Annotated in this window: 25 protein-coding genes; 15 read left to right on the forward strand and 10 right to left on the reverse strand. The window is 67.3% G+C overall.

Features of this window, described 5'->3' with window-relative positions; genetic code table 11:
* Positions 1 to 32: 32 nt before the first annotated feature.
* Complete coding sequence (gene chrA / locus V9L20_RS10715; protein WP_337296571.1) at positions 33 to 1,385, reverse strand: chromate efflux transporter; 1,353 nt, start codon at positions 1,383 to 1,385, stop codon at positions 33 to 35.
* A gap of 21 nt (positions 1,386 to 1,406) precedes the next feature.
* On the reverse strand, positions 1,407 to 2,165 hold the full coding sequence (locus tag V9L20_RS10720) for a TSUP family transporter (RefSeq protein ID WP_281149232.1): 759 nt from the start codon (positions 2,163 to 2,165) through the stop codon (positions 1,407 to 1,409).
* Positions 2,166 to 2,592: 427 nt separating this feature from the next.
* Here V9L20_RS10720 and V9L20_RS10725 point away from each other — a divergent pair, with 427 nt between their 5' ends.
* Entirely contained in the window at positions 2,593 to 2,892 is a 300-nt protein-coding gene (locus tag V9L20_RS10725) for a hypothetical protein (protein ID WP_337296572.1), read from the forward strand.
* A 21-nt stretch (positions 2,893 to 2,913) separates the two neighbouring features.
* Here the strand turns inward: V9L20_RS10725 and V9L20_RS10730 are convergent, their stop codons facing one another.
* The 4 genes from V9L20_RS10730 to amaB form a co-directional block, all read right to left on the reverse strand.
* Positions 2,914 to 4,587, reverse strand: coding sequence for a thiamine pyrophosphate-binding protein (locus tag V9L20_RS10730; protein ID WP_337296573.1), 1,674 nt, complete (start codon positions 4,585 to 4,587; stop codon positions 2,914 to 2,916).
* A gap of 151 nt (positions 4,588 to 4,738) precedes the next feature.
* Entirely contained in the window at positions 4,739 to 5,980 is a 1,242-nt protein-coding gene (locus V9L20_RS10735; RefSeq protein ID WP_337296574.1) for a pyridoxal phosphate-dependent aminotransferase, read from the reverse strand.
* Positions 5,980 to 6,885, reverse strand: coding sequence for an amino acid ABC transporter substrate-binding protein (locus V9L20_RS10740; RefSeq protein ID WP_337296575.1), 906 nt, complete (start codon positions 6,883 to 6,885; stop codon positions 5,980 to 5,982). The genes V9L20_RS10735 and V9L20_RS10740 overlap by 1 nt, the downstream gene beginning before the upstream one ends.
* A 94-nt stretch (positions 6,886 to 6,979) precedes the next feature.
* Positions 6,980 to 8,521 (reverse strand): L-piperidine-6-carboxylate dehydrogenase, encoded by a 1,542-nt coding sequence (gene amaB, locus V9L20_RS10745; RefSeq protein WP_337296576.1) that lies wholly within the window; start codon positions 8,519 to 8,521, stop codon positions 6,980 to 6,982.
* Between the two features lie 268 nt (positions 8,522 to 8,789).
* Here amaB and V9L20_RS10750 point away from each other — a divergent pair, with 268 nt between their 5' ends.
* Positions 8,790 to 9,290: a hypothetical protein gene (locus tag V9L20_RS10750; RefSeq protein WP_258503523.1), complete on the forward strand. Its 501-nt coding sequence runs from the start codon at positions 8,790 to 8,792 to the stop codon at positions 9,288 to 9,290.
* A 9-nt stretch (positions 9,291 to 9,299) separates the two neighbouring features.
* Here V9L20_RS10750 and V9L20_RS10755 read toward each other — a convergent pair whose 3' ends face one another.
* The gene (locus V9L20_RS10755) at positions 9,300 to 10,187 is read right to left on the reverse strand and encodes an IclR family transcriptional regulator (protein WP_258503522.1); all 888 of its coding nucleotides are present in this window, start codon (positions 10,185 to 10,187) and stop codon (positions 9,300 to 9,302) included.
* Between the two features lie 175 nt (positions 10,188 to 10,362).
* Here V9L20_RS10755 and V9L20_RS10760 point away from each other — a divergent pair, with 175 nt between their 5' ends.
* From V9L20_RS10760 to V9L20_RS10790, 7 genes are read left to right on the forward strand one after another with little or no spacing between them, the layout of a single operon-like run.
* Positions 10,363 to 11,433 carry an ABC transporter ATP-binding protein gene (locus tag V9L20_RS10760; protein ID WP_337296676.1) on the forward strand — a complete coding sequence of 357 codons (1,071 nt, stop codon included), beginning with the start codon at positions 10,363 to 10,365 and terminating at the stop codon, positions 11,431 to 11,433.
* Positions 11,430 to 12,290: an ABC transporter permease gene (locus V9L20_RS10765; protein ID WP_337296577.1), complete on the forward strand. Its 861-nt coding sequence runs from the start codon at positions 11,430 to 11,432 to the stop codon at positions 12,288 to 12,290. The genes V9L20_RS10760 and V9L20_RS10765 overlap by 4 nt, the downstream gene beginning before the upstream one ends.
* A gap of 4 nt (positions 12,291 to 12,294) precedes the next feature.
* A complete protein-coding gene (locus V9L20_RS10770; RefSeq protein WP_157611506.1) occupies positions 12,295 to 13,089 on the forward strand; it encodes an ABC transporter permease in 795 nt (264 codons plus the stop codon).
* A complete protein-coding gene (locus tag V9L20_RS10775; RefSeq protein ID WP_337296578.1) occupies positions 13,090 to 13,395 on the forward strand; it encodes a (2Fe-2S)-binding protein in 306 nt (101 codons plus the stop codon).
* The gene (locus tag V9L20_RS10780; protein WP_337296579.1) at positions 13,392 to 14,816 is read left to right on the forward strand and encodes an FAD-dependent oxidoreductase; all 1,425 of its coding nucleotides are present in this window, start codon (positions 13,392 to 13,394) and stop codon (positions 14,814 to 14,816) included. The genes V9L20_RS10775 and V9L20_RS10780 overlap by 4 nt, the downstream gene beginning before the upstream one ends.
* Complete coding sequence (locus V9L20_RS10785) at positions 14,813 to 15,988, forward strand: NAD(P)/FAD-dependent oxidoreductase (RefSeq protein WP_337296580.1); 1,176 nt, start codon at positions 14,813 to 14,815, stop codon at positions 15,986 to 15,988. Before V9L20_RS10780 ends, V9L20_RS10785 begins: the two co-directional genes overlap by 4 nt.
* Before the next feature lie 12 nt (positions 15,989 to 16,000).
* Complete coding sequence (locus V9L20_RS10790) at positions 16,001 to 17,077, forward strand: ABC transporter substrate-binding protein (RefSeq protein ID WP_337296581.1); 1,077 nt, start codon at positions 16,001 to 16,003, stop codon at positions 17,075 to 17,077.
* Between the two features lie 313 nt (positions 17,078 to 17,390).
* Here V9L20_RS10790 and V9L20_RS10795 read toward each other — a convergent pair whose 3' ends face one another.
* Complete coding sequence (locus tag V9L20_RS10795) at positions 17,391 to 19,019, reverse strand: GMC family oxidoreductase (RefSeq protein ID WP_337296582.1); 1,629 nt, start codon at positions 19,017 to 19,019, stop codon at positions 17,391 to 17,393.
* A gap of 133 nt (positions 19,020 to 19,152) precedes the next feature.
* Here V9L20_RS10795 and V9L20_RS10800 point away from each other — a divergent pair, with 133 nt between their 5' ends.
* The 6 genes from V9L20_RS10800 (at position 19,153) to V9L20_RS10825 (ending at position 24,158) form a co-directional block, all read left to right on the forward strand.
* Complete coding sequence (locus tag V9L20_RS10800) at positions 19,153 to 20,061, forward strand: LysR family transcriptional regulator (protein WP_337296583.1); 909 nt, start codon at positions 19,153 to 19,155, stop codon at positions 20,059 to 20,061.
* Positions 20,062 to 20,209: 148 nt separating this feature from the next.
* Positions 20,210 to 21,379 (forward strand): MlaE family ABC transporter permease, encoded by a 1,170-nt coding sequence (locus V9L20_RS10805; protein WP_337296584.1) that lies wholly within the window; start codon positions 20,210 to 20,212, stop codon positions 21,377 to 21,379.
* Complete coding sequence (locus V9L20_RS10810; protein ID WP_337296585.1) at positions 21,376 to 22,194, forward strand: ABC transporter ATP-binding protein; 819 nt, start codon at positions 21,376 to 21,378, stop codon at positions 22,192 to 22,194. The genes V9L20_RS10805 and V9L20_RS10810 overlap by 4 nt, the downstream gene beginning before the upstream one ends.
* A gap of 13 nt (positions 22,195 to 22,207) precedes the next feature.
* Positions 22,208 to 23,179, forward strand: a complete 972-nt coding sequence (locus V9L20_RS10815; RefSeq protein ID WP_337296586.1) for an MlaD family protein — start codon at positions 22,208 to 22,210, stop codon at positions 23,177 to 23,179.
* 10 nt (positions 23,180 to 23,189) lie between these two features.
* Positions 23,190 to 23,885 (forward strand): ABC-type transport auxiliary lipoprotein family protein, encoded by a 696-nt coding sequence (locus tag V9L20_RS10820; RefSeq protein ID WP_443098564.1) that lies wholly within the window; start codon positions 23,190 to 23,192, stop codon positions 23,883 to 23,885.
* Between the two features lie 51 nt (positions 23,886 to 23,936).
* A complete protein-coding gene (locus tag V9L20_RS10825) occupies positions 23,937 to 24,158 on the forward strand; it encodes a hypothetical protein (protein WP_126747828.1) in 222 nt (73 codons plus the stop codon).
* A 6-nt stretch (positions 24,159 to 24,164) separates the two neighbouring features.
* Here the strand turns inward: V9L20_RS10825 and V9L20_RS10830 are convergent, their stop codons facing one another.
* Both V9L20_RS10830 and V9L20_RS10835 read right to left on the reverse strand, forming a co-directional pair.
* Positions 24,165 to 24,923 carry an SIR2 family NAD-dependent protein deacylase gene (locus V9L20_RS10830; protein ID WP_337296587.1) on the reverse strand — a complete coding sequence of 253 codons (759 nt, stop codon included), beginning with the start codon at positions 24,921 to 24,923 and terminating at the stop codon, positions 24,165 to 24,167.
* Positions 24,920 to 25,783 carry an IclR family transcriptional regulator gene (locus V9L20_RS10835; protein ID WP_337296678.1) on the reverse strand — a complete coding sequence of 288 codons (864 nt, stop codon included), beginning with the start codon at positions 25,781 to 25,783 and terminating at the stop codon, positions 24,920 to 24,922. The genes V9L20_RS10830 and V9L20_RS10835 overlap by 4 nt, the downstream gene beginning before the upstream one ends.
* Between the last annotated feature and the right edge of the window lie 36 nt (positions 25,784 to 25,819).

A 25,819-nucleotide genomic window follows, 5' to 3' on the forward strand; every position in this document is an offset into this window, starting at 1 on the left:
CGACACGAAGTGCGCGAAGACTGGGGGCGAGCCTAGTGCAACAGTTGCCAGGCCATGCCCGCGAGTGCCGATGCGAGCACCACCGGGATCACGCCGGCCTTGAAGCGGAAGAGCGCGATGGCCGCGAGCGCGCCGATGACGGCGGAGGGAAACTCGAAGGGCCCTGACAAGCCCTTCGGCCAAAGCACGTGGTAGGCGAAGAAGACCGCCAGGTTGACGATCACGCCGACCACGGCCGCGGTAATGGCGGTGAGCGGGGCAGTGAACTTCAGGTTGCCGTGGGTCGACTCGATGAAGGGGCCACCCAGCAGAATGAACAGGAACGACGGCAGGAAGGTGAAGAAGGTCACCACCGTCGCGCCCGCCACGCCGGCCGCGAACAGCGCATGGGGGCCGAACAGCGCCTGGCCCCACGCGCCGACGAAGCCCACGAACGACACCACCATGATCAAGGGGCCGGGCGTGGTTTCTCCGAGCGCGAGGCCGTCGATCATCTGCGTGGCCGTAAGCCAGTGGTAGTGGTCGACCGCGCCCTGGAACACATAGGGCAACACCGCATAGGCGCCGCCGAAGGTCAGCAGTGCCGCCTTGGTGAAGAACCAGCCCATCTGGGTGAGCGCGCCGCTCCATCCGTACAGCGCCGTGAGCGCGCCCAGCGCGCCGAGCCACAGCAGGAAGAACACCGCCAGCACGCGCGCGAAGCGGCCCCAGCTGAAAAGGGCGTGCGGCGGCGTGGGCATGTCGTCGTCGATCAGCGCCGGGCCGGCCGAGCCCGCCGCGGCGCCGTGCCCACCGCCCGGCGAGAAGTACGCCGGCGCGAACCGGCTGCCTAAGTAGCCGATGGCCCCGGCGGACAGCACGATCAGCGGAAACGGCAACTGCAGCGCAAAGATCGCGACAAAGGCGGCAACGGCAATCGCCCAGAGCCACGGGTTCTTGAGCACCCGCGAGCCGATGCGCCACGCCGCGAACAGCACGATGGCCGTGACCGCGGGCTTCACGCCGTACAGCAAGCCCGCCACCGCCGGCACGTGGCCGTAGGCCATGTAGGCCCACGACAGCCCGATCAGGATGAAGAGCGAAGGCAGCACGAAGAGCACGCCCGCCGCAAGGCCGCCCCAGGTGCGGTGCATGAGCCAGCCGATGTAGGTGGCAAGCTGCTGCGCTTCGGGGCCGGGCAGCAGCATGCAGTAGTTGAGCGCATGCAGAAAGCGCTTTTCCGAGATCCAGCGCCGGCGCTCCACCAGCTCCTGGTGCATGAGCGCGATCTGCCCCGCCGGGCCGCCAAAGCTGATGAAGCCGAGCTTGAGCCAATAGGCGAAGGCCTGCCAGAAGCTGACGGCTGCGGGGCGTTCAACGGGTACAGCGGACTCTGGCAATGCCATGAATGAGACTTTCTCGTTGTGCTATTTCAGGAATGCGTCATAGGCGGTCTTCAGGATGAGCGCGCTCACCACCACGATGAACACCACCCGCACGAAGCCCGCTCCATGCTTCAGCGCAACACGCGTGCCCAGCAGGCTGCCCGCCACGTTGGCCACCGCCATCACCAGCCCATAGTGCCACCACACATGCCCCTTGAGCGCGAGCAGCAGCAGGGCCGCGGCGTTGGTGAGCGTGTTGATGATCTTGGCCGATGCAGAGGCATTCAGGAAGTCGTAGCCCATCCAGCGCACGAACAGAAAGACGAGAAAGCTGCCCGCCCCGGGTCCGAAGAAGCCGTCGTAAAAGCCGATCGACAGGCCGATGGCACAGGCGGCCAGCGTTTCGGCGCGGCCGCTGAAGCGCGGTACGTGGTGGCGGCCCAGGTCCTTGCGCGCCAGCGTGTAGAGCAGCACGCCAAGCAGCACGATGGGCAGCGCCCGCCGCAGGAAGTCGCCCGGAAACAAGGTCACGCCCCAGGCGCCGAGCATCGAACCCGCGAATCCGAGCACGGCGGCCGGCCACAAAGCACCCCAGCGCATCTGCACCCGCTGGCTGAACTGGGCGGCCGCGGCAGCCGTGCCCCAAATAGAAGCGCTTTTGTTGGTGCCCAGCAACGTGGCCGGCGGTGCGCCCGGAAACACGGCGAAGAGCGCCGGCACAAGGATCAAACCGCCGCCGCCCACGATCGAATCGACAAACCCCGCGAGCAGCGAAGCGCCCGTGACCACCAGCATTTCCATACCTGGATTGTCGCACCCGAGGCGCTACCAAAAGAGGAGCTTCGATGAAAGGCAGGGCGGGCCTGCAAGCGCGCTTGCGCCAGTCAGGAATCGACAGGCGAAGGGGCTGCGTCGGGCAATAAAAAAGGCGCCGACCAGCGGCGCCTTTCAAGTTCAAACACGGCTTCTCGAACGGAAGCCTTGAAGAATTTTTCTTGTAGACCGAATTTTGTCTCCTCGGACCCTCGGCAGCACGAGCTTGGCCCGTTCGCGAGTGGGCAGACTTTAGGCGGTGCACCGGGCCAGTGCATTGGGAATTACCCGCTTTGCCTTACGTTCCAGGGGCTCTCGGCAAACAAAAGTGTTTCGGAGCGTTAACAGCGCGGATCCGACATGGCACGACTTGTGCACGCAGCGGGTTCGAGCCATTCATGGAGCCCCTCGAACCATGTCCATGTCCGAAAGCGAACGCATCGCCCTTGCCGCACGGCTGCACGTGGCACTGCGGCGAAAGCACGGGCGCGTGACCGACACCGAATGGATGGCCACCAATGCCGAATACGCCGCCGAGATCGTGCGCATGACGCGCGCCCATGCCGCCGAAACCAAGGACGAGGATCTCTACCTGCTCGCCACCCGCCTCGAGCAGGCCATGGAGCCCTTGGCTCGCGCCGCACGGCTGGCCGCGCGCATGCCCGACGGCAATCCGCCGAAGCCCCGGCCGCGGTTTGCGGGCGGCCTGGGCTGATTCTTTTTATACGCCAGGCGCTCAGCTGCCAGCCAGGGCCGCCTTGCGGATGCTTTGCAGCGTGCTGGCGGGCGTGATGGCTTCCGGATCGAGCAGGCAATGCAGCACCGCGGGCTTGCCGCTCGCACGGGCGCGCGCCAGCGCGGGGCCGAACTCCTCCGTGCGGGTCACGCGCTCGCCATGCCCGCCGAACACTTCGGCATAGCCGCGGAAGTCGGGGTTCTTCAGCTGCGTGGCGCTCACGCGGCCCGGGTAGTGCTTTTCCTGGTGCATGCGGATGGTGCCGTACATGGCGTTGTCCAGCAGCACCACAATGATCGGCAGGCCGTACTGCACGGCGGTTGCGAACTCCTGGCCGTGCATCATGAAGTCGCCGTCGCCCGCAAACACCACCACCTCGCGCTGCGGCCACAGGCGCTTGGCGCCTACGCCCGCCGGCAAGCCATAGCCCATCGATCCGCTGGTGGGCGCCAGCTGGCTCGCGAACGAGCGGAACGGCCAGAAGCGATGCACCCAGGTGGCAAAGTTGCCGGCGCCGTTGCAAAAGATGGTGTCGGGCGGCAGCACCTCGCGCAGGTGCTGCATCACCTCGCCCATCTGCAGCGGGCCCGGAATGCGGATGGGGGCCGGATCGCTCCAGCGCAAAAAGTCTTCGCGCGCGGTCTTCGTTTCGTCTTGCCAGACGGGCGGCGAAGCTGGGCGGAGCGCAGCCACCGCCTCGGCAAAAGCCTGCGGCGTGGCGTGGATGCCCAGCGCCGGACGATAGAGCTTGCCGAGCTCGTCGGCGTCGGCATGCACATGCACCAGCGCCTGCCTGGGCTGCGGAATGGCGAGCAGCTCATAGCCCTGCGACGGCACCTCGGACAGCCGGCCGCCGACCAGCAGCACCAGGTCCGCATTGCGAATGCGCTCCAGCATGCGCGGATTCGCTCCCAGCCCCAGGTCGCCCGCATAAGAGGGATGCTCGGCCGACAGCAGCATCTGGCGGCGGAACGAACAGTACACCGGCAGCGAAAACGCCTCCGCAAAACCCGCGAACTGCTGCGTCGCAGCTTCGGACCAGCGGCTGCCGCCGAGGATGACGACGGGCCGCTGTGCCTGTGCGAGCCGTTGCTGCAGTTGCGCGATTTGCGTCGGGCCCGGATAGGTTTCGGTCACCGCATAAGGCTGCGCATCGGCCACCGTGGCGGCTTCGGTCAGCATGTCTTCCGGCAGCGCGATCACCACCGGCCCCGGCCGGCCGGAAGTGGCGACATGGAAGGCACGGGAGACCAGCTCGGGCACACGCGCCGGATCGTCGATCTGCACCACCCACTTGGCCATGGTGCCGAACACCGCGCCGTAGTCCAGCTCCTGGAAGGCCTCGCGGCCCAATGCCTCGCGCGCAACCTGGCCCACGAAGAGCAGCATCGGCGTCGAATCCTGGTGCGCGATGTGCACACCGGCCGCCGCGTTGGTGGCGCCGGGCCCGCGCGTGACAAAGCACACGCCGGGTTGGCCGGTGAGCTTGCCCTGCGCCTCGGCCATCATCGCGGCGCCGCCTTCCTGGCGGCACACGGTCACGTCGATGGATGCATCGTGCAGCGCGTCGAGCACGGCCAGAAAGCTTTCGCCGGGCACGCAGAAGAGTTGCTTGACGCCGTGGGTGATGAGCTGATCGACCAGGATCTGGCCGCCGGTGCGGGGAGAAGTCATGCTGTGTCCAATGCAATGAAGGTCTTGGTATTCGCTCCTTCCCCTCCCGGGGGAAGGTTGGGATGGGGGCAGACGGCGCCAGTCACGTCGACAGCGATTGATACGCCGCTTGCCCCCACCCCTGCCCTCCCCCGGAAGGGGAGGAAAAAATTCATGTGAGAGCTTCGCATGCCGCGGCAATCCGTGCACACGCCTCTTCGAGCTGCGCCATCGACGTCGCATACGAAATGCGGAAATACGGCGCCAGCCCGAACACGCTGCCCGGCACCACCGCCACTTCAAAATCCTGCAGCAGGTAGCTGCAGAAGTCGCTGTCAGTCTGCAGCAGCATGCCGCTGCGCGTGCGCCGGCCGAGCACGCCGGCACAGCTCGCAAAAGTATAGAAAGCGCCTTCGGGCACGCGGCAATGCAGGCCGGGGGCGCGGTTCAATGCAGCCACCACGAAGTCGCGCCGCGCCTGGAAGTCATCGCACCGCTCGGCCACGATGTCTTGCGGCCCCGTGAGCGCCTCGATCGCGGCCGCCTGGCTCACCGACGACGGGCACGAGGTCGACTGGCTCTGCACCACCGCCATGGCCGCGATCAGCGCGCGCGGCCCTGCCCCGTAGCCCACGCGCCAGCCCGTCATTGCATAAGCCTTCGACACGCCGTTCACGGTGAGCGTGCGTTCACGCAGCCGCGGCTCCAAGGCCGCCGGCGTGGCAAACGCCAGGCCGTCATAGAGGATGTGCTCGTAGATGTCGTCCGCCAGCACCCACACCGCCGGATGCCGCAGCAGCACCTCGCACAACGGCGCGAGCTGCGCCGCACTGTAGGCCGCGCCACTCGGGTTCGATGGCGAGTTCAAAAAGAGCCAGCGCGTGCGCGGCGTGATGGCCGCCTCGAGCTGCGCGGCATCCAGCCGAAAGCCCTGCGCCTCGCTGCACGGCACGCTCACCGGCACGCCGCCGCAGATCTGCACGATGTCGGCGTAAGACGTCCAGTACGGCGCCGGCAAGATCACCTCGTCGCCCGGGTTCAGGCTGGCCATCAACGCGTTGAAGATCACCTGCTTGGCGCCCGCACCCACGCTGATTTCATTCAACGCAAAGTCCAGCCCGTTGTCGCGCTTGAACTTGAATTGCACCGCGGCCTTCATGGCGGGGCTGCCGTCGAGCACCGTGTAGCGCGTGTCGCCACGCTCCATGGCGCGGGCCGCGGCGGCGCGAATGTGCTCGGGCGTGTCGAAGTCCGGCTCGCCCGCGCCCAGCACGATCACCGGCCGGCCGGCGCGCTTCAACGCATTGGCATGGTCGGTGATGCGCAGGATTTCCGACACGCCGATGGCGCGCACGCGCTGCGCGGGCTCGAACGTGCAAGCCGAAGAAAGCGCGGAATCGAGCACGGCGGACATCACTTGGCGTAGGCCTCGAGCGGCTTGTCGTTGGGCTCGGCAATCAGCTGCTTCAGCGCCGTGCTCATCGGCAGGTTCAGGCTGGTGTTCTTTGGCGGAATCGGCGCGACGAACCACTTGGTGTAGATTTTCTCGAGCTCGCCGCTCTTCATGAGCTTGCGCAGCGAATCGTCCACCGCGGCCTTGAAGGCCGGATCGTCCTTGCGGAACAACAGCGCAATCGGCTCCGAGCCCAGCGCTTCGCCGGTGATGCGATAGGCCGTGGGGTTCTTCGAGTTCGCGATGATGCCCGCGAGCAAGTTGTCGTCGAGCACGAAGGCATCGGCGCGGCCCGACTCCATCAGCAGGAAGCTCTCGAGGTGGTCCTTCCCGAGCATCGTGTTGATGGTGATGTTCTGCGCGCGCTCACGCTTGCGCAGCAACTGCACGGCAGTGGTGCCGGTGGAGGCCGACACGGTGCGGCCGGCCAGCTGGTCGAGCGACGTGATGCCCGAATCGACCTTGCTCGCCATGCGCACTTCACTCACATACGTGGTGAGCGCAAAGGCCACCTGCTGCTGGCGCGCGGTGTTGTTGGTGGTGGGGCCGCAGCCGATGTCCAGCGTGCCGTTCTGCACCAGCGGAATGGTGTTCTGCGCCGTGACGGCCATGTATTCGAGCTTCGCGGAAGGCGCGATATCCTTCAGCACGCGCTCGCAAAGCTCGACGTGATAGCCCACGTATTTGTCGTTCGCGCCCAGCATGTAGGCCATGGGCGGCGAGGCCTCGCGCACGCCGAGCACGGCCTTGCCGCTGCTCTTGATCTTGTCGAGCGTGCCGCCGGCGGGGGCTTGCTGCGCCGAAGCGCCGAATGCGAGCGCAAGCAGCGCTGCGGCGGTGGCGAGGGTTTTCGATTGCATCTTCATTTTCTCTGTCTCCTATGGTTTTCTTGGGCTCGGGCAGCCGCTGCCTTGCCGGCGCAGCCGAACGCTGCGCGGCAAGAGCAAGGGCCTGGGGTGATCAATCGCCGATATCGAAGGTCACGCCTTGTGCAAGGGGCAATGCCGTCGAATAGTTGATGGTGTTCGTCGCTCGGCGCATGTACGCCTTCCAGCTGTCGGAGCCGGCTTCGCGGCCGCCGCCGGTTTCTTTCTCGCCACCGAACGCACCGCCGATCTCGGCACCGCTCGGCCCGATGTTGACGTTGGCAATGCCGCAGTCAGAGCCTGCGCTCGACAAGAAGCGCTCGGCCTCGCGCACGTTGAGCGTGAAGATCGACGACGACAGGCCCGCGCCCACCGCGTTGTGCCACTCGATGGCATCGTCGAGCTTGCTGTAGCGCACCACATAAAGAATGGGCGCAAAGGTTTCGCGCAGCACCGCGCCGTCGTGCGACTTCAGTTCCACCAATGCGGGGCGCACGTAGAAGGCGTCTTGCGTGCCTATGCCTTCAACGCGCTGGCCCCCATGCACCGTGGCGCCGATTTCGCGGCTTTCGCTAAGCGCTTTCTGCATGCCGTCGAACGCGGCGCGGTCGATCAGCGGCCCGACGAGCGTGCCCGCCTCGCGCGGATCGCCCACACGCACATTGCCGTACACCTTGGCCAGCTTGGGCACCAGCGCGTCGTACACGCTGTCGTGCACGAAGAGCCGGCGCAGCGTGGTGCAGCGCTGGCCGGCCGTGCCCATGGCCGAGAACGCAATGGCACGCAGCGTAAGGTCCAGGTCGGCCGACGGCGTGACGATGGCGGCGTTGTTGCCGCCGAGTTCAAGAATGGCGCGCGCAAAACGCGCGGCCAGCTTGGGTCCTACCTGTTTGCCCATCGCAGTCGAACCGGTCGCCGAAAGAATCGGCACGCGGTGGTCGTCGACGAGCACTTCGCCGATGTCCCGCTGGCCCAGCAGCAGGCCGAGCAGGCCCTCGGGTGCGTCTTCGCCAAAGCGCGCAACGGCGCGCTGCGCGATGGCGTGCGTGGCCAGCGCGGTGAGCGGCGTTTTTTCCGACGGCTTCCACACCACCGGATCGCCGCACACCAACGCCAGCGCCGCGTTCCACGACCACACGGCCACCGGAAAGTTGAAAGCCGAGATCACGCCGCACACGCCCAGCGGATGCCAGGTTTCCATCATGCGGTGCTCGGCGCGTTCGGTGGCCAGCGTCAGGCCATAGAGCTGGCGCGAGAGGCCGACCGCGAAGTCGCAGATATCGATCATTTCCTGCACCTCGCCCGCGCCTTCGGTCGGGATCTTGCCGGCCTCGAGCGTGACCAGGCGACCAAGGTCGGCCTTGGCGGCGCGCAGCTCTTCGCCCAGCAGCCGCACCAGCTCGCCGCGGCGCGGTGCCGGAACGCTGCGCCAGGCCTTGAACGCTTCATGCGCCTGGCCGATGGCGGCTGTCGCTTCGGCCGGGGTGGTTTGCGGCACCTGTGCAATCACCTCGCCCGTCACCGGCGAGCGCACCGTCAATTCGCCGCCGGTGTAGGCGCTGCGGGGCACGCCCAGGCGCTGCAGCAGCTGTTCGATTTCGGCGGCAAGGGGGGCAAGGGCTTGTGCTTGGGACATGGGCGCGCTCCGGGTAGGAGGGTGGAGAGAGAAAAAGGAAACGGCGAGACGGGACCGGCGCAATATCTTCCAATCCCGCGCACTTGCCTAGTGAAAAAAAGGAAGGACTTGATGCGTTTGCCGAATGAACTCGGCATGCGCCCGGTGCGGGACGGGCTTCGCGCCTACGCGCAAACCACCGGGCTGCGCCGAAGATTCCGCACCCCGGCGCAGTCCCGTGCGCTGCCCCGGGGCCTCGCCTCGCCGCACGTTCAACCCCGGTAGCGCCATGAAGTCGATCCTCACCCTGTACGCCGCAATCCATGCCCTGATGGCCCTCGCATTTGCCGCCGCGTCGCTCGTCCTCGTCGTGATTGCGGCGCGGGCCGGGTGGGGCGCGGTCATGCAGGGGCTCGATGTTCCAGCAGCCGAGGCGGTCATCGAAGCGGTGGGCCTGCTGGCGGCGGGCGTGGTGGCGCTGCAGATCTCGCAGACCGTGCTCGAAGAAGAAGTGGTGCGCGACGCACACATCGGCGCGCCGACGCGGGTACGCCGCTTCCTGTCCAGGTTCATGGTCGTCATCGTGGTTGCCGTGGCGGTCGAGGGGCTGGTCGCGACCTTCAAGGCGCGTGAAGCGCCCGAGCTGATGCTGCATGCCGCCGCGATGCTGGGCTCGGTCGGCCTGCTCATGGCGGGCTGGGGCATCTTCATCCGCCTGAACCGCTACGCCGAGGAACTGGAGCCCGAGGCCATGGCAGAAGCCAAGAGCGAAGACAAGAAGCTGAAATGAACGCGGCGCCTATCGGGGCTCCGGCGCGTCCGGCAAGGGAATCTTCTGCCCTGCCGGCGACCCCGCCAGGCTCTGCGCGGGCCTTCTGAGCGTTGCATCGAAGGGGTTGATCTTCGGCCCGATGGCTGCCGCCTCGCGCTTGAGCAGCTCGACCACGGTGGGCATGCGGTCGGCGTTGAGCCGGTCCGCGATCGTGCCCACGCTCAGCGCGGCCACCGCGCGACCCTCGCGATCGAGAATGGGCACCGCCACGCCGGCCATGCCTTCGAGCAGGCCGGTGTTGCGCCCCGCATAACCGGCCTGGCGCACGCGCTCGATCTCGGTGCGCAGATAGACCTCGTCGTACACGCCGTACTCACGCACACGCGACAGGTTGAAGCGAATCACTTCCTCGCGCTCGGCCTCCGGCAGAAAGGCAAGGATGGCGAGCGCGCCCTGCCCCACGCCCAATGCAATGCGCCCGCCGATGTCGCCCGTGAACGAGCGAATGGGAAACGGCCCTTCGCTGCGGTCGAGGCACACCGCGTCGAAGCCGCTGCGCGCCAGCAAGAAGATGCTGTCGCCAAGGCTCGCGCACAGCCGCAGCAGCACCGGGCGGCAAATGGAACGCAGGTCACCGGGGTTGCCGGCACTGGCCGCGAGCGCGAAGAAATCGATGCTCAGGCGGTAGAGCTTGCTGCGCTCGTCCTGCTCGACCATGCCCTCGGCCATGAGCGACTGCAGCAGGCGGTGCGTGGTCGCCTGCGTGAGGCCCACCGAACGTGCAATTTGCGTCACGCGCCCGCCTTCGGCCTGCACCGCACCCAGCGCGCGAAGCACTGAAAACACGCGCGGCACGCCGCCGCTCGCGGCCGTGGGGCTTTCCGCGGCTTCTCCTGTGGAATTCTTTGGGTCCATGGCTCGCATCATATTCCGATGAACGGAATAAATGAAAGAAAAATTCTGATTAATGGAATACCCGAGGCAAGTTGGCGCAATCGTTGCAATAGAGTGAATTGAAAGTTCTCTCTTGTCCATGGCGCGCACCAAGGTGCGGCACGCCGTTCACGACACCGCGCAGAAAGGCTCTTCCATGTCATTCCTCCGGCTCACCGACGTGACCAAGTTCTACGGCGCCACGCGCGCCGTGTCGGCCATGAACCTTGCGGTGGAAAAGGGAGAGTTCGTTTCGCTGCTCGGGCCTTCGGGCTGCGGCAAGACCACCACGCTGCAGATGATTGCGGGCTTCGAGGCGGTGTCGAGCGGGCGCATCGAACTTGCCGGCAAGGACATCACCCATGCCAAGGCCAACACGCGGGGCCTTGGCATCGTGTTCCAGACCTACGCGCTGTTTCCGCACATGACCGTGGCCGACAACGTGAGCTTCGGCCTCGAGATGCGCAAGATGCCGAAGGCCGAGCGCGCTGAACGGGTGAAGCAGGCCCTTGCGCTGGTTCACCTGGAAGCGCATGCCACCCGCTACCCGCGCGAGCTCTCTGGCGGCCAGCGACAGCGCGTGGCATTGGCGCGCGCACTCGTCATCGAACCGCCGGTGCTGCTGCTCGACGAACCGCTCTCCAACCTCGATGCCAAGCTGCGCGAAGAAATGCAGTTCGAACTGCGCCAGATCCAGCGCAAGGTCGGCACCACCACCGTGATGGTCACGCACGACCAGAGCGAGGCCATGTCCATCAGCGACCGCGTGGTGGTGATGGAAGGCGGCTGCGCCACGCAGATCGACCATCCGCACCGCGTCTACGAGCATCCGAGCACGCGCTTCATTTCCACCTTCGTGGGCAAGGCCAACCTGTTGGACGCACGCGTCACGGCCTGCGGCGCACGCAGCTGCCGTGTCGAGATCGGCTCGCTCACCGTCGAGGTCGAAGACACCGGCTACAAGCCGGGCGACCCGGTGCTGATGAGCGTGCGCCCCGAAAAGCTGCAGCTGGTGGAGGCCGGCCGTGGCCGCCTCGACGGTACGGTGCGGGAGCGCTTCTTCCTGGGCAGCCAATGGCTCTACCGCCTGGGCACGCCCGCCGGCGACCTGATGGTGCTGAGCCCTAACGACGGCCGCGAGGCACTGGACGAAGGCAGCCCGGCCGGCATCGACTGGCCCGCGCATTGCACGCGCCTGTTGCCGGCCGAAGAGACGGTGTCGGCATGAGCGGTGCCACGCACAAGGCCACGCCCTGGTGGCTTTCGGCGCCCGCGCTGTTGCTGTTCGCGGCCTTGCTGGTGGTGCCGCTCGCGCTCACGGCGGTGCTGTCCTTCAATGTGTACGACCCGGCCACCGGGCCGAAGACGGGCGAGTTCACGCTCGAGCACTACACGCACGTGTTCACCGACTCGTACTACCACGGCATCTTCTGGCGCACCTTCTGGATCTCGGGGCTCGTCACGCTGATCTGCGTGCTGGTCGGCGCGCCCGAGGCCTATGTGCTGAGCCGCATGCGCAACCCGTGGCGATCGATCCTGCTGCTGGTGGTGCTGGCGCCGCTGCTGGTTTCGGTGGTGGTGCGCGCTTTCGGCTGGAGCATGCTGCTGGGGCCTGAGGGCGCCGTGAATGCGTTGCTGGGTCTGGCGGGCATCGGGCCGGTGAAGATGCTCTACACCGAGATTGCGGTGATCGTGGCGCTGGTCCACGTGATGCTGCCGTTCATGGTGATTCCGGTGTGGACTTCGCTGCAGAAGCTCGACGCGGGCGTGGAGAACGCCGCGCTTTCGCTCAGGGCCTCGCACTTCACCACGTTGCGGCGCATCGTGCTGCCGCAGGTGATGCCGGGCATTCTCTCGGGCAGCCTGATCGTGTTCGGCCTGGCCGCAAGCTCGTTTGCCATACCGGGCCTGCTCGGCGGTCGCCGGTTGAAGATGGTCGCGACCGTCGTCTACGACGAATACCTGCACGAGCTCAACTGGCCGCTTGGCGCCGCCGTTGCGCTGGCTCTGCTGGCGGCCAACCTCATCGTGATGCTGAGCTACAACCGGCTCGTCGAAGGCCGCTACAAGAAAGCGCTGGGCTGACCCGATGAGCAAGAACGGCCCTCTCGCCCTCGCGTTCAACGCGCTCGTCATCACCTTCATGCTGGCGCCGCTGGTGGTGGTGTGCATCGTGGCGTTCACGCCCGAAAACACCTTGACCATTCCGACCACGCACTTCTCGCTGCGCTGGTTCAAGGCGGTGTTTGCGCACCCGGACTTCATGCAGTCGTTCTGGAACAGCCTGTGGCTTGCGCTGGCTTCGGCCACCATTGCCACGCTGCTCGCGGTACCGGCGGGCATGGCGATCACGCGGTATGCGTTTCCGGGGCGCGACTTCCTCAACGGCCTCTTTCTTTCGCCGCTGATCATTCCGCACCTGGTGCTGGGCGTGGCGCTGCTGCGGCTGTTCGCATTGGTTGGCGGCACGGGCAGCTTCGGCTGGCTGGTGATGGCGCATGCACTGATCGTCACGCCCTACACGCTGCGCCTGGTGGTGGCTGCGCTCGTGGGCTTCGACCGCAGCGCCGAACAGGCTGCGCTATCGCTGGGCGCGAGCCAGGCCACGGTGTTCCGGCGCATCACGCTGCCGATGATCCTGCCGGGCGTCACGGGCGGATGGCTGCTGTCCTTCATCAACAGCTTCGACGAAGTGACGATGTCAATCTTTGTCACCTCGCCCAGCACGGTCACGCTGCCGGTGCGCATGTACATGTATGCCACCGAGTCGATCGATCCGCTGATGGCGGCGGTTTCGGCGCTGATGGTGGCGGTAACGGCCGTCGCCATGGTGGTGCTCGACCGCGTCTATGGGCTGGACCGCGTGCTGGTGGGGCGCCGATAGATGAGCCTGCCGACCATCCGTCCGCTGCTGCATCGCGTGGCCGAGACCGGCCGCGCCGCGGTGCCCTTCACGCTCGACGGCGAGCCCGCCTCCGCGCTCGCGGGCGACACCGTGCTCACCGCCGTGCTCACGCAAGCCGCCCAGTTGCGCCGCAATGAGTTCAGCGACGAACCGCGCGCCGGCTTCTGCATGATGGGCGCCTGCCAGGACTGCTGGATTGCCACCGAGCAAGGCGAGCGCCTGCGCGCCTGCTCCACCTTCATTGCGCCGGGCATGGCGCTGGTCACGGGAAGGAGCGGCGCATGACGACTCCTTCTTCTTCGTTCGCATTGCAGCCGGTGATCGTCGGCGCCGGGCCTGCGGGGGTGCGCGCCGCACAGGCACTGGTGGCGCATGGGCTCCGGCCCGTGGTGATCGACGAAGCGTCGCGCGCCGGCGGGCAGATCTACCGGCGCCCACCTGCGAACCTGGCGGAGCGCAGCGCGAACGTGCTCTACGGCTTCGAGGCCCGCCGCGCCGATGCGGTGCACACCGCCTTCGACACCTTGCGCGAACGCATCGACTACCGCCCCGACAGCCTGGTGTGGAACGCGCAAGGCGGTCGGCTCGACGTGCTGCACGGCCCCACGCGCAGCACCTCCAGCGTGCCCTACAGTCAGTTGATCGTCGCCACAGGCGCGACCGACCGCGTGCTGCCGGTCCCTGGCTGGACGTTGCCCGGCGTCTACACACTCGGCGGCGCGCAGGTGGCGCTCAAGTTCCAGGGCTGCGCCATCGGGCAGCGCGTGGTGTTCATGGGCACCGGTCCGCTGCTCTACCTCGTCGCGTACCAATACGCCAAGGCCGGAGCGAAGGTTGCTGCGGTTCTGGACACATCGCGGTTCGCGGACCAGCTTGCCGCCACACCTGCGATGCTGCGGCAACCGGCGGTGTTCGCCAAGGGCGTGTACTACGTTGCGTGGCTGCGCGCGCATGGCGTGGCGCTGCATGGTGGCGTGCGGCCGTTGCGCGTGCTCGGCGATGCAACTGAGAGCCGCGTGACCGGCGTGGCGTGGCACGACGGACGCGAAGAGCGCACGCTCGCCTGCGATGCCGTCGGCTTCGGTTATGCGCTGCGCTCCGAAACGCAGTTGGCCGACCTGCTGGGCTGCCGCTTCGAATTTGCGCCGCTGCACCGTGCGCACCTGCCCGTGCGCGACGCGGCCGGCCGCTCCAGCGTGCGGGGCGTGTTCCTCGCGGGCGATGGCGCCGGGATCATGGGTGCCGATGCCGCCGAGTGGGCCGGCGAACGCGCCGCGCTTGCGCTGCTGGCCGACGGCGGCGTGGCCGTCGACACCGCGCGCGCCGCAATGCTCGAACGCAAGCTGCACAAGCTCGGCGCCTTCCGCCAGGGGCTGGAGCGCGCCTTTCCGGTGCCGCACGACTGGGCCGCGCATGCGCCCGACGAACTGGTGGTCTGCCGCTGCGAGAACATCACGGCGGGCACGCTGCGCCAGACCGTTGCCGAGCAAGGCGCCGATGAAATTAACCGGCTCAAGGCGCTCTCGCGCGTGGGCATGGGCCGCTGCCAGGGCCGTATGTGCGGCGTGGCGGCGGCAGAGGTCCTTGCGCACGCCACGGCGCAGCCGGTGCAGCAGGTCGGCCGGCTGCGCGGGCAGGCGCCGATCAAGCCGATTCCGATTCACCTGGCCACCCCGGCGCCTTCGACCGAAGGAGCCGGCGCATGACCAATCGCAAGACATTGCGCACGGACGTCGCCATCGTCGGCGGTGGCATCGTCGGCGCATCCGCCGCGCTGGCCTTGCGAAAGATGGGCATCGGCGTGGTGCTGCTGGAGCGCGACCTGTGCGGCTCGCGTTCGAGCGGCGTCAACTACGGCGGCGTGCGGCGCCAAGGCCGTCCGGTGAGCCAGCTGCCGCTGGCGCAGCGTGCACACCGCATCTGGGGCAACCTGCGCGAAACCATCGGCACCGACGGCGAGTACCTGCGCTCGGGCCACTTCAAGATCGCGCGCAGCGAAGCCGACATGGCATCGCTGGAGCAGTACCGCACGAAAAGCCGCGACTTCGATCTCGGGCTCGAACTGATCTCGGCGGCCCGCCTGCGCGAGCGCTGCCCCTGGCTTGGCACCCGCGCGGTGGGCGGCTCGCTGTGCGCCGAAGACGGGCAGGCCAACCCGCGGCTGGTGTCGCCGGCCTTCGCACTCGCAGCGCAGCGCGCGGGCGCGCAGATCTTCGAGCGCCACAAGGTCGACGAGGTGGCGCACGACGGCAAGGGCTTCTTGCTGCGTTCGGGCAATGCGCTCGAAGTGCGTGCGCCGGCGCTGCTCAATTGCGCAGGCGCATGGTCCGGCCCCATTGCCGAGTATTTCGGCGAAGCCGTTCCCCTGCGCTCGAGCCACCCGGTGATGGCGGTAACTGAACCGGTGCCGCACTTCATGGACTGGAGCCTCGGCGTGGAGGGCGGCGGCATCTATTGCCGGCAGGTGGCGCGCGGCAACCTGGTGCTCGGCGGCGGCAGGGGCATTGCGCTCGATGCCGACCGCGCCCGCGCCGACCGCGACGCCATTGCCACGCTCGCGGCGCAAGCCGTCGAACTGCTGCCCACGCTGCGGCACGCGCATTTCATCCGCACCTGGAGCGGCACCGAAGGCAACCTGCCCGACCACCAGCCGGTGCTCGGGCCGAGCCGCACCACGCCCGGGCTGTTCCACGGCTTCGGCTTTTCGGGCGCGGGTTTCCAGATAGGCCCCGCAGCCGGCGAAGTGCTGGCCGAACTCGTGCGCGACGGACGCAGCAGCACGCCGATCGAGAGCTTCTCGGTCGAACGCTTCTTTGCTGCGGCCGCAGCAGCAGAAGACGCAGCAGCAGACAAGACCCCCACCCCCACCTCCCCCTGAAAGGAAAACACCATGTCCCGTTTTCAGAAGAAGCCCTTCTTTTTCTCCCCTCGCCGGAGCTTGCTCGGTGTGGCGGCGGTGGCCGCGCTCGCGGCCGGCGGCACCGCCGGCGCGCAGACCAAGACGCTCTACATCGGCATGAACGGCGGCACCATGGAGAAGGCTTACACGCAGTACGTGTTCCCGGCCTTCGAAAAGCTCTACGGCGCCAAGGTGGTGGTGGTGCCGGGCACTTCATCCGACATCCTTGCAAAGGCACAGGCCAACAAGGACCGCCCGCAGATGCACGTGATGTTCCTGGACGACGGCATCATGGTGCGCGCCATCGGCATGGGCCTGTGCCAGAAGCAACGGCCCAATCCGTCGCTCTCGGAAATCTATCCGGCCGCGCGCTTCAAGGACGACATGGCCAGCGGCGTGAGCCTGGGCATGACGGGCCTGGCCTACAACGCCAAGATGTTCAAGGACAAGGGCTGGGCGCCGCCCACCTCGTGGATGGACTTGGCCGATCCCAAGTACAAGGGCAAGGTGGTGTTCCAGTCGATGTCGTCATCATCTTTTGGACTGCACGGTTTCCTGATGTTCAACCGCATCCAGGGCGGCAACGACAAGAACGTGGAGCCCGGCTTCAAGGCCTGGCCCACCACCATCGGCCCCAACGTGCTCGAGTACATCCCCAGTTCGGCCAAGTTGTCGGAAATGGTGCAGACCGGCGAGGCCGCGATCTTCCCGCTCACGCCCACGGCCGTGGCAGCACTCAAGACCAAGGGCATTCCGGTGGAATACGCGCCGCCGAAGGAAGGCGCCGTGGTGCTGATGGTGGGCCAGTGCGTGATTGCGAACAACAGCGAACCCGAGCTGTCGCAAAAGCTCGCCGAGTTCTTGCTGAGCCCGCTGGCTCAGGCCAATGTGTTGCAGTACGGTGCGCAGATTCCCACCAACCCCAAGGCTCCGGCCGTGGGCGATGGCGTAAAGCAGGTGGCAGACATCAACCAGTGGATGAAGACTGCTGTCACCATTGACTGGGACAGCATCAATGCGAACCGTCCTGCGTGGAATGCTCGGTGGAACAAGACGATCGAGAAGTGATTTTGAACGGGAGGCATTCGGGGCGGAGCTCCCGCCGACGGGGCACCTTGCTCCGCGAATGTCCCCGGCCTGCGGCCTCCTCCTTTATTTCGCTGCGCAAGGCACCCCATCGACGTGAGCGTGATTCAGAGCGGTCGTTGATCAGCGGTACACCACGAGCGTGCCCCAGTGCACAGGGCATCGGGTGCTCCACGCAGCGAAATAAAGGAAGAGCCGAAGGCGGGGGACATTCGCGGAGGGGAGTACCCGGTGGCCTTTGCACACACCCTGAACAGCTGCGCCCCGAACCAGCAACAGCCCCGAGCAAAAGTTCTCAGCGATTCGCTTCCAGAATCCACCCCACAGCCTTCTCGGCCATCATCAGCGTCGGGCTGTTCGTGTTGCCACTGGTGATGGTCGGCATCGCACCCGCGTCGACCACACGCAACCCCTGCACGCCACGCACCCGCAGCTTCGAGTCAAGCACCGCCATCGGGTCGCCGTCGGCGCCCATCTTGGTTGTGCCCACCGGATGGAAGATAGTGGTTGCGATGTCGCCGGCGAGGCGCGCCAGGTCTTCGTCGCTCTGGTACTGAACGCCCGGCTTCCATTCCTCCGGCTTGTACTTGGCGAGCGCGGGCTGCGATGCGATGCGGCGCGTCACGCGCAGTGAATCGGCAGCCACCTTGCGGTCTTCATCGGTGCTCAGGTAGTTGGGCGCAATGGCCGGCGCGTCCTGAAAGCGCGAGCTCTTGATGCGCACGGTGCCGCGGCTCGTCGGGTTGAGGTTGCACACGCTCGCGGTAAAGGCCGGAAAGCTGTGCAGCGGCTCGCCGAATGCGTCGAGCGACAACGGCTGCACGTGGTATTCGAGATTGGGCCACTCATGCTCGGGCGAACTGCGCGTGAAGGCGCCCAACTGCGACGGTGCCATGCTCATCGGACCGCTGCGCTTCATCAGGTATTCGAGGCCGATTTTTGCCTTGCCGTACATCGACGACGCCAGCACGTTGAGCGTAGGTGCGCCGTTGATCTTGTAGACCGCGCGAATCTGCAGGTGGTCTTGCAGGTTGGCGCCGACGCCCGGCGCATCGACCACCACATCGATGCCGTGCTGGCGCAGCAGCTCGGCCGGGCCGATGCCCGAGAGTTGCAGGATCTGCGGCGAGCCGATGCTGCCCGCGCACAGCACCACTTCGCGCGTGGCGTGCGCGGTGATCATCTCGTGCCCGTCCCACACCTGCACGCCGGTGCAGCGCTGGCTGCCGTCGGGCTGGGTCTCGATGATCAGCTTGGTGACGTGCGCATTGACCCACATCTCGAAGTTGGGCCGGCCATAGCAGACCGGCCGCAAGAACGCCTTTGCCGTGTTCCAGCGCCAGCCGTTCTTCTGGTTGACCTGGAAGTAGCCGACGCCTTCGTTGCTGCCGCGGTTGAAATCGGTGCTGTGCGGCACGCCGGCCTGCACGGCGGCTTCAGCGAACGCGTCGAGGATGTCCCAGCGCAGGCGCTGTTTTTCCACGCGCCATTCGCCGCCGGCGCCGTGCAGCTCGTCGGCGCCGAGGTAGTAGTCCTCGTGCTTCTTGAAGTCGGGGAGCACGTTCTGCCACTTCCAGCCGTCGTCGCCCGTGAGCTGCGCCCACTGGTCGTAGTCGCGCGATTGGCCGCGCATGTAGATCATTCCGTTGATGCTGGAGCAGCCGCCCAGCGTCTTGCCGCGCGGGTAGCGCAGCGTGCGCCCGTTGAGGCCCGCGTCGGGCTCGGTGCTGTAGAGCCAGTCGGTGCGCGGATTGCCGATGCAGTACAGGTAGCCCACCGGAATGTGGATCCAGTGGTAGTCGTCCTTGCGGCCGGCCTCGATCAGCAGCGTGCGCTGTTGCGATTTGCGGGTCAGCCGGTTGCACATCAGCGCGCCGGCCGTGCCGCCGCCGATGACGATGTAGTCGAATGTGTTGTCGCTCATGGCGCCTGCTTGTCTCCGGGGAACGATATTTTTGATGCTCATGGGCCCTGTGCGGCCTGATGAGCAAGTTTCGCCCAAGCTGCCGGCAAAAAGCCAATGATTTCGGCATTGTTGGCTTATAAATCGCTCTTATATGACTGCCGCCGCCTTGGACCTCCAGATCTTGCGTGCCTTTGTGCTTGCGGCGCGCGAGGGCAGCGTGTCGCGCGCGGCCGAGCGGCTGCACCTGACACAGCCCGCGGTAAGCCTGCAACTGAAGCGCCTGGCCGAAGAGACCGGACTCCAGCTCTTCACGCGCACGCCGCACGGGCTCGCGCTCACTGCCGACGGGGCCGCATTGCTGCCGCAAGCCGAGCGCGTGCTCGCGGCAGTGGGCGACCTGCAGCAGGCCGCGCGCAACCTGCAGGGCACGGTGCGCGGGGCGCTGCGCATCGGCACCATCCTCGACCCGGAGTTCACCCGGCTTGGCGTGTTCCTGCGCGAGCTCGTCGAATCCGCGCCGCAGATCGAGACCGAGTTGCGTCACGGCATGAGCGGCACGGTGCTGGCCCAGGTGCTGCGCGGCGAGCTCGATGTGGGTTTTCACCTCGACACGGATGACGATGGCGAGGCCGCCGCGCCGGCTCCGCTGGCGGCGCGCACGCTCACGCGCTTTACCTACCGCGTGGTCGCACCCGCGGGCTGGGGTCCGCAGGTGCTGGGCCGCGACTGGAAGGCGCTGGCCGCGTTGCCGTGGCTCGCCACGCCGCCGGAATCCGCGCACCACAGGCTGCTCAATAAAGTGTTCGGCCCGCTCGGGCTTTCGCCGCGACGCGCGGCGCTGGTGGACCAGGAAGCCTCGATGCTCGACCTGCTGAAGTCGGGCGTGGGGCTGAGCCTCTTGCGCGACTCCATTGCCATCCGCGAGAGCCAGTCGCACGGCCTGGTGATGGCCGACCGCGTGCAGCTCGACTGCGCGCTGCGCTTCGTCTCGCTGGCGGCCCGGCGCAACGAGCCCGTGATCGCGAGCGCGTGGAACGCGTTGGCGCGGGCCTGGAACTGACCGGAAAAAGGGCACGCGTGGCTATTCGGACGGCGTTCCGCCCTACGCAAAGCACCGGCGCGGCGTACGGGAAAAGCCGATTCATCCGGTTACGATGCGCCCTTTCCGACCGCTTCTTTTTTCTTACTTCGCCCTGCCCCGCCGCACCATGCCCATAGCAACTTCGCCTGCCGACGACGCATCCGCCGCCGACAGCGTGTTGCCGCGCGTCGAGCAGCGCGAGCAGGACGGCCGCAGCTGGACCGTGGCGCACGGCCGCTGGACCACGCTGGCCATGTCGTCGCGCACCGCGTGGCAGTCCCTTGAAAAGGACCTCGCGGGCGCACCGCCCGCGGTCGACCGCGCCTGGGACCTGCGCCCCATCGAGCAGCTCGACCACATCGGCGCGCAGCTGCTGTGGGAACACTGGCGCCACGACTGGCCGGCCACGCTCGAGATGTCGCCGCAGCACAAGGCGGTGCTCGACCAGGTGGCCCAGTACACGGTCGGAACGCCCGAGGAGCCGCCGCCCACGCTGGCCGAGCGGGTGCGCCATTTCTCGCACACCGGCGCGCGCGCGCTGGAGGTGATGCGCGATTTCGTAGGGCTGGTCGGCCAGCTCGCACTCGACGTGGGCACGCTCCTGCGCGCGCCGCACCGCGCGCCCTGGCGCGATTTCTCGGGCCATCTCTACCAGTTCGGCGCTACGGCGCTGCACATCACGGCGCTGGTGGGCCTCTTGATCGGTGTGGTGCTGGCCTACCTGATCTCGCAGCAGCTGCGCCAGTACGGGGCGGAGGCTTTCGTGGTCAACATCCTCGGGCTGTCGCTGATCCGCGAACTCGGGCCGGTGCTTGCCGCCGTGCTGATCGCGGGGCGTTCCGGGTCGGCCATCACGGCGCAGATCGGCGTGATGCGCGTGACCGAAGAACTCGACGCCATGCGCGTGATGGGCATTCCCCACGGCTTCAGGCTGGTGATGCCGCGCGTGCTGGCGCTGGCCATTGCGATGCCGCTGATCAGCCTGTGGACATCGATGGCGGCGCTTGCGGGCGGCATGCTCGCGGCCGATGCGGCGCTCGATATTTCGCCCGCCTACTTTCTTTCGGCGCTGCCGCGTGCGGTGCCCATTGCCAACCTCTGGCTCGCGCTGGCGAAGTCGGCGGTGTTCGGCATCCTGATTGCGCTGATCGGCTGCTACTTCGGCATGAAGGTGAAACCCAACACCGAGAGCCTGGGGCGCGGCACGACCTCGTCGGTGGTGACCTCGATCACCGCGGTGATTTTGGTTGACGCGCTGTTCGCGGTGCTGTTCAAGGGAATCGGGTTCAGGGCATGAGCGATTCAAGCAACGTCGTCGACATCAGCAAGCTCTGGACGGTATTCAAGAATGCCGAGGGTGAGCACGTGGTTCATCGCGACCTCGACCTGCACATCGCGCGAGGCGAAGTGCTGTCGCTGGTTGGCGGATCGGGCACCGGCAAGACGGTGCTGCTGCGGCAGATCCTCGGGCTCGAAAAGCCGTCGAAGGGCACCGTCGAGGTGCTGGGCCAGGCGCCCGGCGAGCTCAGCGCCCAGGGCGCGGCCAACGTGGGCATGCTGTTCCAGCACGGCGCACTGTTCTCGGCCTTCAGCGTGCTCGAGAACATTGCCTTTCCGCTGCGAGAGCTCAAGCTGCTGCCCGACGAGTTGATTCGCAATGCGGCCCTGGTCAAGCTGCAAATGGTGGGCTTGCAGCCGCGGCACGCCAACATGAGCCCGGCCGACTTGTCGGGCGGCATGATCAAGCGCGTGGCGCTGGCGCGCGCGCTCATCATGGACCCGCCGCTGCTGCTGCTCGACGAGCCCACGGCCGGACTCGACCCCGAGGCGTCAGACAGCTTTTGCGACCTGCTGCGCGGCCTGCACCGCGAACTGGGCCTGACGGTGGTCATGGTCACGCACGACCTGGACACCCTGTTCGACCTGAGTACCCGCATTGCGGTGCTTGCCGACCACAAGGTCATCGTCAGCGGCTCGGCGCGCGAAGTCATCGCGTATCCGCATCCGTTCATTCATGAATATTTTCTGGGAGGGCGCGGCCAACGCGCCTTGGAGGCCCTGCATGACAAACCCTCCAACGCCGCGCCGCCAACTGCCGGCGCGGCCCACTGAAAGGTAGCCACACATGGAAAACAAAGCCCATGCCCTCGCCGCCGGCGCCTTCGTGCTCGGCCTCATTGCCGTGCTCGTGGGGCTGGTGGTCTGGTTCACGCGCGACAACACCGTGCGCAACATCTACGAGCTCTCCACGCGCGACCCGGTCAGCGGCCTGCAGCCGCAGGCCATGGTGCGCTACCGCGGCATCGCGGTCGGCAAGGTGACCTCGATCGACTTCGACCCCAAGACCAAGGGCAACGTGCGCGTGCGCATCACGGTCGACCAGCGCGTGCCGCTCACCACGTCGAGCTTTGCCACGCTGAGCTACCAGGGCGTGACCGGCCTGGCCTTCATCGCGCTGGACGACAAGGGTGAGTCGAGCGTCGCGCTTGCGCCCAACAACGACGACCCGCCGCGCATTCCGCTCAAGCCCTCGATGCTTGCGCAGCTGCAGGACCGCGGCGAAGCCATCATCAACCAGATCGACGAAGCGACGAAGCGCGCCAACCAACTGCTCGGCGACGGCAACCAGAAGCGGGTGGCCGATGCGCTGGAGAACATTGCGGCGGCATCGTCCAGCGCCAACACGTTGCTGAAGCAGCTGGACAACACGGTGAAGACGGGCCTGAACCCGACGCTCGCGGCGCTGCCCGGCACGCTGTCGTCGGTAAAGACGGCGGCCGGCGATGTCTCGCGCGTGGCCAACAACTTCAACACCACGGTGAGCCGCCTCAACGCGCCCGAAGGCCCGATCGAACGCCTGGGCGACGGCACCAAGGCGCTGGCGCAGGCGGTCGATTCCTTCAACTCGGCCACGCTGCCGCGCGTGAACCGGGTGGCCGACGACACTTCGCGCGCGGTGCGCCGGCTCGGCCGCGCGGCCGACGGCATCAACGACAACCCGCAGTCACTGTTGTTCGGCAACGGCGGCACCGCCGCGGGCCCGGGCGAACCGGGCTTCTCCGCGCCGCCCGCCACCAACTCGCTGGGACGCCCCTGAAGTGATGACCATGAACAAGAACGCCATGCACTCCCGTCCATCCCTTGGTTTCAGCTTGGGTTCCGGCCTCGGTCCCGGCCTGACACTTGGCCTTGCGCTGCTGCTTGCCGGCTGCGGCGCCCTGCCCGACAAGCCAGCGCGCGCCACGCTGTACGACTTCGGCCCCGGCATTGCCGCATCGGCCACGGCCGGCAATCCACCCGCCGCCGCGCTGCCCACGCTGGCGCTCGCCGAAATCGAGAGCAACGCGCGGCTCGACGGCACGCAAATTCTTTACCGGCTCGGCTATGCCGATGCCAACGAGCTGCGCCCCTACGGCCAGTCGCGCTGGAGCCTGCCGCCGGCACAGCTGCTGCGCCAGCGGCTGCGCGATGCGCTGTCCGAACGGCGCACGGTACTCGGCCCTGAAGAAAGTGCCACCATCGCGCGCACCGAGGGCCGCGTGCCCGATACGCTGCGCATTTCGCTCGACGAGTTCAGCCACTATTTCGAATCGGCCGGCAGCAGCGTGGGCCTGGTCCGCCTGCGCGCCACGCTGATCCGCGGCACCACGGGCGGCGACCGCGTGCTCGGCCAGCGCACCTTCACCGTGCGCCGGCCGGCACCGAGCGCCGACGCGCCCGGCGGCGTGAAGGCGCTGGCCGCGGCCACCGATGCCGCGGTGGCCGACATCGTGCAGTGGGTCGACCAGCAGCCGCGGCAGTAAGCTCTGCTTCGGCTCGACGCCACCCTACCAATAACCCGAGGAGAACTCACCATGAACGCAACACGCATCGCCGGCATCCTGCTCATCGTGGCGGGTATCGCGGGCCTCGGGCTCGGCGGCTTCAGCTTTACCAAGGAAACGCACCAGGCCAAGCTCGGCCCACTGGAGTTTTCGGTGAAGGAGAAGCAGCAGGTCAACTTCCCGGCCTGGGCGAGCGTCGCCGCGATTGTTGTGGGCGGCGCGCTGGTGCTGCTCGGCGGCAAGAAGAGCTGATCGACCCTAGGCCGGCGAGCCGCCGAGCCCCGCCAGCAACTGCGGCAGCAAAACCTCGGATTCCCCGCGCAAGACCACTGCCGCCGCATCGTCCAGATGCGGCAACGGCTCCATGTTGAGCGTGATCAGCCGGCTGCCGTGCGACGCCGCCATCTGCGGCAGCTCGGCGGCCGGATACACGACGGCCGTGCTGCCGACCACCATGAACACGTCCGACTCCTGCGCGGCCGCCTGCGCATCGAGCAGCACGCCCTGGTTCAGCATTTCGCCGAACATGACCACGTCCGGCCGGGCGCGCGAGGCGCAGCGCATGCAGCGGTGAAAGGGCCACGGGCCCTGGCGGTTGCCGCAGTGGTCGCAGCGCCAGCGCCGCAGCGAGCCGTGCAGTTCGAGCACGTCCAGCCCGCCGGCCAGCGTCAGCAGCCCGTCGACGTTCTGCGTGATGAGGCGCGTGGCAGGCCGCAGCCGCTGCAGCAGCGCAAGCGCCGTATGCCCGGGGTTCGGCTGCGCGTCCTCCACCGCGGACAGCCGCCGCGACCAGAAGCGCGTGAATCCCGCCGGGTCGCGCTGCAGGTCTTCGGCATGCGAGTACTGCAGCGCGTTCTGGTTCATCCAGAGTCCGTCGCTGTCGCGGTAGGTCGGAATGCCGGAGGCCTTTGAAAGCCCGGCGCCCGAAAACACGACGATGCACCGGGCGGCGCTCAGCAGGGCAATGGCGGATTCGATCGGGGGAGTGGAAGACGAAGCGGTGATGTCCAGGCTCATGGATCCAGGTGTGCGGAAGCGTTTCTTCCGGCCGACGTTGCGCCCAGCCGCTCGGAGACCGTGCCCGCGCACGCCTTGAGCGCGCGTGCGATTTCGCCGTCCCAGGCGGTGTCGAAGATGGCGGCCGGGCCGATGGCCGTGACCGACAGCACGATGGTGCCGGTGTGGTCGAACACCGGTGCCGCCATGGCGCTCACGCCTTCGATCACCTCGCCTTCCGAGCGGCTGATGCCGTGCACGCGCACCTCCTGCAGCTGGCGCTCGAACTCGCTCCACGACGGCAGGGGCGGCTGCGGCGGCATGCCCGCCGGCGGCGGCTGCTCGCCCGCCTTGCGCTGCTTTTGCCGCTGGCGTTCGGCGTCGAGCAGTTGCTTGACTGTTTCGGCCTCCAGGTAGGCGGCGAACACGCGGCCGGAAGCCGTGTTGGTGAGCGAGAACACCGTGCCGTGGCGCATGTTCACATGCACCGGCGAGGGCGATTCGGCGGTGCGCACGATGGTTGCGCCGCGTGCGCCCCACACCGCCAGCGCCACCGTGTGGCCGATGCGCTGCGCCAGCCCGGCGATGAGCGGCGTCGCAATGTGCACCGGGTCGGCCTGCTGAAGGCTGATGAGCCCCAGTTGCAAGGCCAGCGGGCCGAGCAGATAGTGGCCGCTGGCGCGGTCCTGCTCGATCAGGCCCAACCGCCCGAAGCTCACCATGTACGGGTGGGCCTTGGCGGCCGTCATGTCGGCTTCCCGCGCCAGGTCTTTCAGGGCCATCGGCCGGCCGTGGTGCACCAGCGCGCGCAGCAGCTGGCCGCCCACTTCGATGCTCTGGATGCCGCGCTGGGCGGCGCGGTCGGTCTCATTGGCTGCCATGGCCGCCTTGGCGTCTGATTGTTCGTTCATGAAGAA

This window comes from Variovorax sp. CCNWLW225, from assembly GCF_037204045.1.
Lineage (GTDB): Bacteria > Pseudomonadota > Gammaproteobacteria > Burkholderiales > Burkholderiaceae_C > Variovorax.

Excerpts from the sequence above, each read along its gene's own strand:
- V9L20_RS10750 (WP_258503523.1), top strand. The coding sequence starts at position 8,790 with ATGAAGTCGATCCTCACCCTGTACGCCGCAATCCATGCCCTGATGGCC.
- V9L20_RS10740 (WP_337296575.1), bottom strand. The coding sequence starts at position 6,885 with ATGAAGATGCAATCGAAAACCCTCGCCACCGCCGCAGCGCTGCTTGCG.
- V9L20_RS10770 (WP_157611506.1), top strand. The coding sequence starts at position 12,295 with ATGAGCAAGAACGGCCCTCTCGCCCTCGCGTTCAACGCGCTCGTCATC.
- V9L20_RS10815 (WP_337296586.1), top strand. The coding sequence starts at position 22,208 with ATGGAAAACAAAGCCCATGCCCTCGCCGCCGGCGCCTTCGTGCTCGGC.
- V9L20_RS10795 (WP_337296582.1), bottom strand. The coding sequence starts at position 19,019 with ATGAGCGACAACACATTCGACTACATCGTCATCGGCGGCGGCACGGCC.
- V9L20_RS10730 (WP_337296573.1), bottom strand. The coding sequence starts at position 4,587 with ATGACTTCTCCCCGCACCGGCGGCCAGATCCTGGTCGATCAGCTCATC.
- V9L20_RS10835 (WP_337296678.1), bottom strand. The coding sequence starts at position 25,783 with ATGGCAGCCAATGAGACCGACCGCGCCGCCCAGCGCGGCATCCAGAGC.
- V9L20_RS10780 (WP_337296579.1), top strand. The coding sequence starts at position 13,392 with ATGACGACTCCTTCTTCTTCGTTCGCATTGCAGCCGGTGATCGTCGGC.
- V9L20_RS10760 (WP_337296676.1), top strand. The coding sequence starts at position 10,363 with ATGTCATTCCTCCGGCTCACCGACGTGACCAAGTTCTACGGCGCCACG.
- V9L20_RS10800 (WP_337296583.1), top strand. The coding sequence starts at position 19,153 with ATGACTGCCGCCGCCTTGGACCTCCAGATCTTGCGTGCCTTTGTGCTT.
- V9L20_RS10830 (WP_337296587.1), bottom strand. The coding sequence starts at position 24,923 with ATGAGCCTGGACATCACCGCTTCGTCTTCCACTCCCCCGATCGAATCC.
- V9L20_RS10805 (WP_337296584.1), top strand. The coding sequence starts at position 20,210 with ATGCCCATAGCAACTTCGCCTGCCGACGACGCATCCGCCGCCGACAGC.
- V9L20_RS10725 (WP_337296572.1), top strand. The coding sequence starts at position 2,593 with ATGTCCATGTCCGAAAGCGAACGCATCGCCCTTGCCGCACGGCTGCAC.
- V9L20_RS10765 (WP_337296577.1), top strand. The coding sequence starts at position 11,430 with ATGAGCGGTGCCACGCACAAGGCCACGCCCTGGTGGCTTTCGGCGCCC.
- V9L20_RS10735 (WP_337296574.1), bottom strand. The coding sequence starts at position 5,980 with ATGTCCGCCGTGCTCGATTCCGCGCTTTCTTCGGCTTGCACGTTCGAG.
- V9L20_RS10820 (WP_443098564.1), top strand. The coding sequence starts at position 23,190 with ATGAACAAGAACGCCATGCACTCCCGTCCATCCCTTGGTTTCAGCTTG.
- V9L20_RS10775 (WP_337296578.1), top strand. The coding sequence starts at position 13,090 with ATGAGCCTGCCGACCATCCGTCCGCTGCTGCATCGCGTGGCCGAGACC.
- V9L20_RS10720 (WP_281149232.1), bottom strand. The coding sequence starts at position 2,165 with ATGGAAATGCTGGTGGTCACGGGCGCTTCGCTGCTCGCGGGGTTTGTC.
- V9L20_RS10810 (WP_337296585.1), top strand. The coding sequence starts at position 21,376 with ATGAGCGATTCAAGCAACGTCGTCGACATCAGCAAGCTCTGGACGGTA.
- amaB (WP_337296576.1), bottom strand. The coding sequence starts at position 8,521 with ATGTCCCAAGCACAAGCCCTTGCCCCCCTTGCCGCCGAAATCGAACAG.
- V9L20_RS10785 (WP_337296580.1), top strand. The coding sequence starts at position 14,813 with ATGACCAATCGCAAGACATTGCGCACGGACGTCGCCATCGTCGGCGGT.
- chrA (WP_337296571.1), bottom strand. The coding sequence starts at position 1,385 with ATGGCATTGCCAGAGTCCGCTGTACCCGTTGAACGCCCCGCAGCCGTC.
- V9L20_RS10825 (WP_126747828.1), top strand. The coding sequence starts at position 23,937 with ATGAACGCAACACGCATCGCCGGCATCCTGCTCATCGTGGCGGGTATC.
- V9L20_RS10755 (WP_258503522.1), bottom strand. The coding sequence starts at position 10,187 with ATGGACCCAAAGAATTCCACAGGAGAAGCCGCGGAAAGCCCCACGGCC.
- V9L20_RS10790 (WP_337296581.1), top strand. The coding sequence starts at position 16,001 with ATGTCCCGTTTTCAGAAGAAGCCCTTCTTTTTCTCCCCTCGCCGGAGC.